This is a genomic window from Amphritea sp., from assembly GCF_050300915.1.
Lineage (GTDB): Bacteria > Pseudomonadota > Gammaproteobacteria > Pseudomonadales > Balneatricaceae > Amphritea.
In genome coordinates this window covers 1-10757 of the sequence record NZ_JBNKYN010000115.1, presented here as the reverse complement: position 1 = coordinate 10757, position 10757 = coordinate 1, and the positions used below count along the sequence as shown (strand labels likewise).

Sequence of the window (10757 nt, the reverse complement as noted above, 5' to 3'; positions counted from 1 at the left end):
GTTCTGTTGTATTCGAACACAGAAAAACGCTACCAGCTGTCCCGGCAAGACACCACCGGCACCATTCTCTGGGAGCAGACATTAGATCAGGGACGATTTTTTAATATTCTCGATAACCCCGCAGGGCTGTACTTCAACAACGGTAAACTGCTCTTAGCGCAAAATCGTTTTCTTGATGGTCGACAGAAGACCCGGCTAACGCTATTCAGTGAGCATGGAGAGCCACTGCAGCAAACCGATATTCTGGGTGTATTCGAATCACTGGTGATCCATTCCGAAGGCTATGCATTGACCACCAGCCGAACAACCGTTGCATACGATAATTCACTCACCCCGGTGGGCAATATCGCCACTCGTCCTGAGGCTTTTGTTCCCGCGGTGCCTGTTGCAACCGTCGGCAAAAAAACCTTCCACCGTTTTTTCACTTACGACCTACAAAAACAGGACTACTATCCTGACCGGACGATGATTCTCTTCCGCCCGGAAATATATCTCTCCTCATCCGAACCACCCCGCATAGTTTCACGTTATCTTGCATCGATCCTGAGCACCGATGGCGAGATGTCAAATACCGCGTTAATTGGCAGCGGAGATCTGCCACCGATCGACTATGCGGTCAGCGACAGTCATGCGTATATAATCCTTGCGGGCCCTGAACAGGTCGTGATTCAAAAACGTTCAGATAACTTCGAGATCAAAACCTTCCACTACCTGGACCTGGACCAATCTCCCTTCAGCACCACCGTTGACAGCATGTCCTGCGATACCGCTGGCTGCACTATTCTGGGCGAGGCCGATAACATGCTGGCACTGATCCGCACAATCCCTGGCACCGGTCAGCAGACGTTATCGACCACCAATGTCCGCCATGAAACAGAGGATAAGCCAGGCTGGCTGGTAGCACGCAATGGAGAGCAGGACTTTGTGTCAGGCACCCATCAACTCCTGTTCAAAGAAGCTCAGCCATTTGCCAAAGGCGATACCATTCTGCTGGATCACACAGAGGGTCTGCTATCCGGCGCGGAGGGCAAACTCTATGCCTACGGTACTCACAGGATGGATGCCGCCTATGAAGTGCTGGATAGCAATGGCGATCTGCTGGGTCATTATCAACTCGATTTTGGCTATGTCCGGTCGACAATCAATGCGATGCAGCAACTGCCGGACGGCACACTGCTGGTCACAGGGCACCTCAACCAGTACAACGATTTTTTCCGCACCTTTGCCGCCTTGCTATCGCCACAGGGAGAACAGATCTGGAGCCGGATCTATGACGATATGGATGCCATGCACGGCCTGTTAACCGACCCCACTCATCATCTGTTCTACACCATTGACAGCGAAGAGACCCTTGCCAAACTATCCCTTCAGGATGGCAGTCTCATCAGTCAGCTGAAAAGTATTCCAGGACTGGATCGGCTATTGCAAACACCACAAGGCCGCATCATCGGTCTCGGCAGACAGGAACAACGCTACGGTAACAGCCAGTACGACAAGATCAATCAACCGGTGCTCTTCTGTCTCTCGCCAGATGAAGCCAGCTTCAGCGCCAGCTTAATCGGTGAGGCCGGAGACATAATTGCAGCCGCCGCCCCCTGGAAGGACGGACTGGTCGCTGCCTATATAAAGGATGCTGACAGTTCGGCCAACAGTAACGCCGTACTTGCCCGGATTGATGCCGACAGCTGTCAGATATATTTCGATTGGAAACCATGATGCGCACGCTTACCCTTACCGCCATGATCCTGCTCGCCCCCTGCCTTTGGGCAAGCAACACCATTCCTGATAACCTGATGCATCATCTGCGTATGCACCCGCTGGACGGACTCCAGGCCTATCCCAGCCTGGAGCTGGATACATTGCCATCACGCAACAGCCGGAAATATGTGCCGGGTTGGCAGCATCCGCTACAGAACATTAATCACGTTAGCGCAATAATTGCCGATGATTCCGGTTATTACATTGCCGGCACCACCCTGCATTCGGACGATATCGAAGTCCATTTTGATCGCGGTGCGATCGACGACCTGCTCAGCAGCCCGTCCAGTCATGGCTCAACCGAGATGGACCTGTTTTCCACCAGCACCCCACGTAAAATCGCTGTCAGCCTGTACCATCTGGCGGCCGATGGCTCACTGTTGTGGGTTAACCGCTTTGATAACGATCTGGTGTCTTCGGGCCCCATGGTTCGCCTGCCTGATGGCCAGATTCTGCTGGCGATGAGCCCGTTAATAATTGATGAGGAAAGCAGCTTCTCCTCTTTCCTGTTTTTCATCTCAGCTGAAGGGCAGATTTTACGTCGCCAGGAGTTTCACAATGAGCTGATTAATTCACTCATGATAACAACCGACGGGCAGGTCATGGCGGGAGTGGTTCGGAGAGAAATACCCCCGGGTAAGGACTACATGACGTTTCGACAGTACGCTTATTTTCTTGATCGGGAAGGCAGCAAACAACGCCAGATCCTTCTGGCAAAGTCCCCGGGTATTGATCTGATTTACAAAGCCCTCAGCCTGGCGAAAGAGTACGATGACGCCTTTATTCTGAGTGGGGGTGACTCTGTTTTCATCATCCACAAATCCGGCGAACCCATACAGCAGACCCGGCTAAGCCCCGACCTTGAGTCTTATACAGACTATTATATCAACGCGTTTTACCGGGACGCCGATAAAAACCTGATACTCCTGGGCTTCTATGGTAGGGAAAAGAGCCACATCGCCGAGATCCAGCTCAACTATCTGCAAAGTGTGACCATGCCGACCACTCCCGGTCTGGAACTCACACCCGCTTATCAACGCATGGTTGACAACCCGTTATTACGGGGCGTTTACAACGATTTACTCCGTGATATGCGCAGGCGTATTAGCGAGCAGGGAACACCCTTCAATGCGGTGCTCACCAACAAAGGCGAACTGATCAATCTGATCGACCCGGAACAGGAGAGCCAACAGCACGCTTTCACCGGCAGCAACGCCCCTGATAGTCTGATCCTGATAGAGCGGATAAAAAACAACGAACAACAGCAATATTATCTGCTTGATCATGACTTCAACCTTCTGCTGCGGGATAAACAAACAGAACCATTCTGTGAAGATCGCTGCCTGCTGACAGATTCATCATTGGTATACCTGCAATGGGATAAAGATCTTCCCGGATACCAGCTGCACCAGGGTGAATTTGCAACCACCAGCGAGATTTCCGGACAACCGGGCCCTGATGATCAGGCTGGGGGAAAGAGTGAGTAGCCCATGTCAACGCAAATGCCAACGACAACAGACAGTAACGCCATTAACACTGCTGATGGTCATATTCCTCTGCGCAACCCTCTGTGGCTGCAGTGAACCAACAGACAACACCAACAACCGGGAAAAGACAGACAACACGCTAACACTGTTTGACGAAACTCAGCCTTTCGACCCCGATAGTTTGAGCATGTCTATCACCGTTCGCGACAATCTGGACAATCCGCAGATCATAGAAGATATCTCCGTGGAACTCTTAACCGAGGGAGGCGCATTTATTCTGCTGCAACAGGCCTATCTGCTCGTCAACGGTGTGCGCTTGTCGCGCTGGGATCAATCCCGGGCATGGTACGGCCAGAAAACCTATTATACCGGCGATGATATTCCAATAAACGAAGAGGGCATTGATGTCAGTCTGGTCTTACCAGGACGCCCACCGGTTAGTCTGGCGCACTTCGACCATCCACCCAGTGTAAACCTGCAGGGTATCCATTGGCCAGACAGATTACTCAAAGATCAGTCCCTGACTGTCAGCTGGGAGGGCATTCAGCCGCTTGATCAGATCAGCGTTGCCGAGTCGACACTCGCCGCAGATGAGTTGTATTCCGGCAGCCTTACCCCCTGGCCGATTAAACCGAAAGGGAGTATCGATCTGCTGAAGCCATTAATGAAAGCACATAACCGCCATATAGAGATCAGTGGCAGAAAGCCTGTCAGCGCCAGGCTCACCTACGCTAAAGTGGAGTTCAGCACCCAACTGCCCGGCGAAATTCTCAATGGCATTCAGCATAGTGAGGCGATGCTTAAGCTTTATGTCAACCGTGAATCAAGAGCGGCAGAGTAGCTAATCATCCACTGAGGCATTCATCCAACATGAAACGACAAGGATTGTTTATCATCACACCACTGTTGTTGGCCGTACTCTGGCCTGCATCTGCGACGCTGTATGCTGCGGGTTCCGACCTTGTCATAGCCTGTGAGCACTACCCGGTAACCCGACTGGAACAGATGCGCATAGCACAAAAGCAGAACAGCTTCGAAATCTCCCGGTGCGACGACCCGGGATACAGAGTGGACACCAACACCCGTGAGATGACTGATGCGGCCACAGCTTTTGCCGATATCGTAATGACAGCCTCGTGGCAAACACTGGATATTCAGGCTCTTGAAGCGTTCTTTACGGCAACTAAGTCTGTCCATGGCATGTCACTGTTAGACCAGCCGCGAAAAATCACTTACAACGATGGCAACTGGTCTATCGATCAAGGCCCTGAATTCTCACTCCTGGATATGTATTTAAACCGCGATGCTGCCACGCAGCTGGATTATATCTACCAACACTACAACGCTGAGTTAAAACAAAGGCTGGATGACAAAAGCTATTTTTTGTTCGCCCTGTTAGCGGGCGAGGACAACCTGACCCAGGACGATTTTCTGATCTGGGACAACCCGCCGCTGATGCCAGCCTTTTTTAAGGTCAACAGTAGCCGCCAGTATGTTTCGCCGTTTGAAAACAGCCAGTATAAAATATCCCAGCTATTAGACATTCTTATTGCGACCAGACGTTTTCGTCAGATCGAGCGCTACCAACCGATTCTGTTGCGGAACTATCAGGGCAACCCCTACACATTTCTCTTTCTCAGCACGAACTTCAACTACAGTAAGTCCGGCACAATGAAAGAGATTCAGCAGTTACGCGATACAGGCCTGGATATCTTCCACTATACCGATGACTACCGCGAGCTGAACATTTACCAGGATAGTCTGGCAGCCGCTATTGTTCATGATCTCACTGTTTACGATCTAGAGCAGCGCCGGACAACATATACACTGATACGGGATCTGGCGTCAGGCCTTAACAGCTGCAATGACGACTGCATGATGTTTTATATGGCATTAGCGATCCAATATCAGGACGGCGCGATGCTGGGAGCACTATTCGACTCACTGCCCCGAACAGACTACAACAACAATGATATCAGCCGTTTAATCTGGCTAACCGCTAAATACAACAATACGTCGGTTATGAAGGCGATGTTTGAAGCATTCAAGCTGCCAGAGTACCGTGACTTTACAGATGAGCAGGACAAACTGGGGGCGTTGGGCTATGCCCGGGAACACCGGAATAAAGAGATGATCGCTCTTTTAAAAGCGCATGGATACCGATCGAACTCTGTCAGCGATTTCTTCCGTCAGGCAAAACGCGGCTGGTCAGACACCAAAGAAACAGCCGAGGGCGTCGGTTATGTCATTCAGCTATTGATGTTCGGTTATCACTAAAAAAACCCGCAACATCCGGGTTAACACAGGGCTAAACAAGCCCCCTGAAACATAAAAACCGCCTCTTTAGGCGGTTTTTATGTCTGTTGTTTCTAGCAAGGAAAACGCAGTTTTCCGTCTAGCCAGTCGCGCAGCGACGTTCTAACAACGATGTTTATTCCACCTCAACAATCTCAAAGCTGTGGCTAATCTCTACGCCGCCCTTTTCCAGCATCAGGGAGGCTGAGCAGTACTGTTCAGCCGACAGTTTTACCGCACGCTCAACCTTCTTCTCGTTCAGGCCGCGGCCCGAAACAATGAATTTTACATGGATTTTGGTAAACACCGCAGGTACCGCATCGGCACGTTCAGCATCGATCTCCGCCACACAGTCCACCACATCCTGACGGGTCTTTTTCAGAATACCGATCACATCATAGGAGGTGCAGCCACCCAGGCCCAGCAGCATCAGCTCCATCGGCCGTGGCCCCTGCTTCAGCTCACCATCAATAGTGATATCAAAACCAGAACCGGTGGTTCCCTTGAAACGGACATCGCCATCCCATTTTACTTTTGCTTGCATAGTCTCAGTATCTTCTTTCAATCATTATTATTTGGCGAACAGTTCAGCCAGCTTCTGACCTGGGTCTGCAGCCCGCATAAAGGCTTCCCCCACGAGGAAGCTGTCAACCCTATGCTCACGCATGGCGATAACATCGTCACGGCAGAGAATGCCGCTTTCGGTAACAACAATACGATCCTCAGGCACGCTATCCAGCAGTTCAAAAGTATGATCAAGTGACACTTCAAAGGTGTGCAGATTGCGGTTATTGATCCCCACCAGCGTATTACCCAGCGGCAGAGAGCGTTCCAGTTCAGCCAGGTTATGCACCTCAATCAGCACATCCATCCCCAGCTCCAGCGCCAGCGCATTGAGGTCGGCCAGCTGAGCATCATCCAGTGCGGCCACAATCAGCAGAATGCAGTCAGCACCGATCGCCCGGGCTTCATAGATCTGATAAGGGTCAACAATAAAATCCTTACGGATAACCGGCAGAGAACAGGCTGCGCGTGCCTCCATCAGGAACGCTTCGCTGCCCTGAAAAAAATCCGCATCGGTGAGTACAGACAGACAGCTGGCACCACCCGCTTCATAGGAACGGGCAATATCCGCAGGCACAAAGGGGTCACGAATCACGCCTTTGGAGGGGCTGGCCTTCTTCACCTCCGCAATGATAGCAGAGCGGCCTTGCGCCAGTGCTTTTGCCATATTCGCGACAAAACCACGGGGGTCGGTTGCACTGCCCTGCTGATCAGCGATCTGTGCTTTCAGGTCAGCAATACTCTTTACCGGCTGACGTTCAGCAACCTCTTCATACTTACGTGCAATAATTTTTTTCAGCACGGTGGGGGTATCAGTCATCGTTGTTCAGTCCTTCAGCGACTGGCTAAACTCCGCCAGCTGTTGCATTTTTTTCAGTGCCGCGCCCGAGTGGATCGCTTCCAGGGCTTTTGCCACACCCTCTTTATGGCTGGAAACCTGACCGCTGAGGTAGATCGCCGCGCCAGCATTCAACGCCACCATCGATGCCGCCTTTTTAGCAGCAACCTCTTCAGCGCCGGAGAATGCCTTCTTAATCAGCTCCAGTGACTGGGCCGGACTATCAATTATCAGTCCAATCAGACTCTGGCTTTCAACGCCCAGGTCTTCAGGCGACAAGCGGTATTCGGTAATCTCACCGTCTTTCAGCTCAGCCACATAGGTATGGGTTGCCAGGCTGATCTCATCCAGGCCATCATCCGCATGTACTACCATGATGTGTTCACCGCCCAGCTGCTGCATCACCTCAGCCATCGGCCGACACAGTTTTTTGGTAAACACACCGATCACCAGACGTTGTGCCCCGGCAGGGTTGGTCATCGGGCCGAGAATATTAAACAGAGTACGGGTGCCCAGTGCACGACGCGCGCCGATGGCATGTTTCATCGCGCCATGAAAACCCGGCGCAAACATAAAGCCGACACCAACCTCATCGATACAGCGGGCTACAGCATCTGCGCCCAGATCCAGGTTGATCCCCGCTTGCTCTAACAGATCCGCACTACCACTGCTGGAAGAGACGCCCCGGTTACCATGTTTGGCCACATGAACACCACAAGCCGCAGCAACAAAAGCACTGGCAGATGAAACGTTAAACAGGTTAGCACCATCGCCGCCAGTACCGACAATATCAACCAACGGCGCAACGGTGGCGTTTACCGGCGTTGCCAGTTCCCGCATCACCTGAGCGGCGCCGGTAATCTCGTCGATCGATTCACTCTTCATTCGCAGCGCCACCAGAAAACCAGCGATCTGGGATTCAGTGCACTCGCCTGTCATCACCTGACGCATCACTTCAACCATTTCGTCACGGCTCAGATCAATATGATCAACTACCCGCGCCAGCGCTTCTTTGATATCCATTGTGTCGTCCTTATGCTCGATTCAAAAAGTTTTGCAGCAGATCATGGCCCTGCTGGGTGAGGATTGATTCCGGGTGGAACTGCACCCCCTCAATATCCAGCTCTTTATGCCGTACACCCATGATCTCATCCACGCTGCCATTCTCATTCTGAGTCCAGGCGGTAATTTCCAGGCAATCAGGCAGGGTATTTTTATCGATCACCAGTGAGTGATAACGGGTAACAGAGACCGGATTTTCCAGTCCTTCAAATACCCCTGTATTGTTGTGATATACCGGTGAAACTTTACCGTGCATCACCTGACGGGCGCGCACAACATCCCCACCAAACGCCTGGCCCATACTCTGATGACCGAGACAGATACCAAAGATTGGCAGTTTACCGGCAAAGTGATTAATCGCCGCCACCGAGATACCCGCTTCATTTGGGGTACAGGGGCCGGGAGAGATCACCAGTTGAGAGGGGTTGAGGGCTTCGATCTGCTCAATAGTAATTTCATCATTACGATACACCTGAACATCAGCGCCCAGCTCACCCAGATATTGCACGACGTTATAGGTAAACGAGTCGTAGTTGTCGATCATTAGCAACATATCAATATTTAACCTATTGATTTATATAATTAATAATATCGAGCCTTATTCAGGTTACCCGGTTTATAAACCTAAGAAATCGAAACTGAGCAGCAGATGGCCTCGAAGAACAGCCGATTATAGTACAGCAAGCTAATTCTGGATAACACTGATGAGCGATGAAAAGCGTCACCAAAAGGGATGAGAGAGGAATAGATAACTTACAGCCTGAGGGGAAATACCCGGATATCGATCGCTATGATATCCGGGTATTGTAAGTGACAGCCGTTGAGAGGAAATGCAAGGTGCTTTTTAATGCGGACTAACTGGCGGAAAATTTCTCATAATGGATGGTGCTATTGGCCATATCCCGTTGATCCAGCCAGCCCTTTACGGCGTCTACCATCGGCGGTGGCCCACACAGGTAGAGATCAACCTCGCCGTCGTTGAAATGACTATCCTCAAACAGATCGGTAACCACTCCAACCGGCCCCTGCCAGACTTCGTTTTCTTTCATGACGATGCTATGGCAAGTGAAACCGGGTAACCTTTCTGCATACCGCTGCAGTCGTTCGATCTCACACAGATCGGTCATCTGAGTGACACCATAAAACAGCGTGATTGGCTGATCGCAATGTTCGGGGCTCTCAACCATCTGATCAAGCATTCCGAGAAACGCGGCCAGCCCGGTTCCTCCGGCGACAAAGATCAGCGGGCGCTTGATCTGATGCAGATAGAACGCTCCCAGTGGTGCCTTAAGTTTCATCCGGTCACCCGGTTTTGCCCGGTCACGCAGATAATCACTCATCACCCCTTGCGGCAGAAGCCGGATCAGAAACTGCAGCTGGTTGGTCTCATTCGGTGCACAGGCGAAGGAGTATGAGCGCCACTCGTCAGTGCCGGGAACATTCACATGAGCATACTGCCCCGGCAAGAAATCCAGCTGATCACCCAGCGACTGAGCATCGATGTAGACGACTGCGGCCGACTCAGACAGCAGATCAACGTTGGTAATCACCGCTTCCAGCTCTTCCGGGCCACTACTGCTACAGAGCGTTGACTCAAAATCAAACGCTATCGCGCAATCGGATGCCACCCGCATCTGGCAGGTGAGAACACCGCCCTGCCTAAGCTCGGCGGCACTCAGGGCATCCTCATCAACATATTCAAGCTGATAGTCGCCCGAGCTGCAGTGCCCTTTACAGGTAGCACAGACTCCCTCACGGCAATCCACCGGAATCGTAATACCCTGGCGCAGCGCCGCATCAAGCACGGTTTCTCCACTATTAACACCGATAAACCGGGTGCGGCCATCACTGAAATTCAAAGCCACTTTATTCATATAACACCTCACAAACTCGTCACCAGATCAAAGGCCGGAGTTGACGCACGACAGACCGCTGCAGAGCCCCCGAAGGGGATAAAAGAGGGCTCTGCATTATGATCTGACGATCTTATAACCGGACTGACTCGCGATCAGACGTGATAAAAATCAAGCACGTGACGAATCTTATCGTTTAGTAAAATCGTTTGTTTACGGAGCACTTTCCAGCTGTCGCTGTCTGGCCGCAGGGTATACTCTGCCCGGCCAAAGAAGGCTTCAGATTCACCAAAACGGTAAAAATGCGTCACCCAGTTGACCTTCACTTCCCAGTTGCCATCGGCTTGCTTCTCGCCCTGAACATTACTCAGCAGATGCAACGTTCTTGGCATCGGCGTACAGGCCGCCGACTTACCGGTGCGGATGCGGAACACCCGGTCTTCAAGACCGGCCCGGGTGGCATAGTAGATCAGTGACATCTCACGCTTAGGGTCCGTGGTATGCACATGCTCGGAGTCCCATTGAGGGATATGAAATTCGGCATTTTCATCGAATGTTGCCAGATATTCATCCCACTGCTGGCGATCACAATATTCAGACTGCTGGTACAGAAACTGTTCAATACTCTGCAAAGCCTCGTGTTGCGTTACATTAGTCATCACTTTGCCTCCTGTTGCTGCAGCTTAAGATCCAGCCCCTGCAGCAGGTAACGCTGCCAGGTAGAGTGCTGATTAACGTAGAGCCCTTCATGGGTAAACTCAGTGCCGGTGATAGCCGGATTAATCCCCAGCGCTTTGGTGTTCGCAGTGGCCTCGCGGGTCCACTTATCGCAGCCACGGGAGATGTCATTCCAGCGTTCCAGACGTGCTTCAAAGCCTTTCTGAGCTTCGCGGAACTCCA

Annotated in this window: 10 protein-coding genes and 1 pseudogene; 4 read left to right on the top strand and 7 right to left on the bottom strand. The window is 51.6% G+C overall.

All coding sequences use genetic code 11. From position 1 onward, the window contains the following. The 4 genes from ACQY8X_RS19820 to ACQY8X_RS19805 all read left to right on the top strand — a co-directional run. A partial coding sequence (locus ACQY8X_RS19820) for a hypothetical protein (RefSeq protein ID WP_428036865.1) occupies nt 1-1716 on the top strand: 1716 nt, incomplete at its 5' end. Continuing rightward, on the top strand, nt 1713-3245 hold the full coding sequence (locus ACQY8X_RS19815; RefSeq protein WP_428036864.1) for a hypothetical protein: 1533 nt from the start codon (nt 1713-1715) through the stop codon (nt 3243-3245). The genes ACQY8X_RS19820 and ACQY8X_RS19815, both read left to right, overlap by 4 nt. Further along, nucleotides 3238-4086 (top strand): hypothetical protein, encoded by an 849-nt coding sequence (locus ACQY8X_RS19810; protein WP_428036863.1) that lies wholly within the window; start codon nt 3238-3240, stop codon nt 4084-4086. Before ACQY8X_RS19815 ends, ACQY8X_RS19810 begins: the two co-directional genes overlap by 8 nt. 29 nt (nt 4087-4115) lie before the next feature. After that, nucleotides 4116-5522 carry a hypothetical protein gene (locus ACQY8X_RS19805; RefSeq protein ID WP_428036862.1) on the top strand — a complete coding sequence of 469 codons (1407 nt, stop codon included), beginning with the start codon at nt 4116-4118 and terminating at the stop codon, nt 5520-5522. A 154-nt stretch (nt 5523-5676) separates the two neighbouring features. On the opposite strand, the gene ACQY8X_RS19800 is transcribed toward ACQY8X_RS19805, so the two are convergent. The 7 genes and pseudogenes from ACQY8X_RS19800 to ACQY8X_RS19770 form a co-directional block, all read right to left on the bottom strand. After that, a complete protein-coding gene (locus tag ACQY8X_RS19800) occupies nt 5677-6084 on the bottom strand; it encodes an OsmC family protein (RefSeq protein WP_428036861.1) in 408 nt (135 codons plus the stop codon). Between the two features lie 27 nt (nt 6085-6111). Then, the gene (trpC, locus tag ACQY8X_RS19795; protein WP_428036860.1) at nt 6112-6924 is read right to left on the bottom strand and encodes an indole-3-glycerol phosphate synthase TrpC; all 813 of its coding nucleotides are present in this window, start codon (nt 6922-6924) and stop codon (nt 6112-6114) included. A gap of 6 nt (nt 6925-6930) precedes the next feature. Then, on the bottom strand, nt 6931-7965 hold the full coding sequence (gene trpD, locus ACQY8X_RS19790) for an anthranilate phosphoribosyltransferase (protein ID WP_428036859.1): 1035 nt from the start codon (nt 7963-7965) through the stop codon (nt 6931-6933). Nucleotides 7966-7975: 10 nt separating this feature from the next. Continuing rightward, entirely contained in the window at nt 7976-8557 is a 582-nt protein-coding gene (locus ACQY8X_RS19785; RefSeq protein WP_428036858.1) for an aminodeoxychorismate/anthranilate synthase component II, read from the bottom strand. Between the two features lie 301 nt (nt 8558-8858). After that, the gene (gene antC, locus ACQY8X_RS19780) at nt 8859-9878 is read right to left on the bottom strand and encodes an anthranilate 1,2-dioxygenase electron transfer component AntC (protein WP_428036857.1); all 1020 of its coding nucleotides are present in this window, start codon (nt 9876-9878) and stop codon (nt 8859-8861) included. A gap of 134 nt (nt 9879-10012) precedes the next feature. After that, entirely contained in the window at nt 10013-10516 is a 504-nt protein-coding gene (antB, locus tag ACQY8X_RS19775) for an anthranilate 1,2-dioxygenase small subunit (protein WP_428036856.1), read from the bottom strand. Further along, nucleotides 10516-10757 (bottom strand): annotated as a pseudogene (locus ACQY8X_RS19770) (anthranilate 1,2-dioxygenase large subunit); the annotation flags it as partial. The pseudogene ACQY8X_RS19770 and the gene antB, both read right to left, overlap by 1 nt.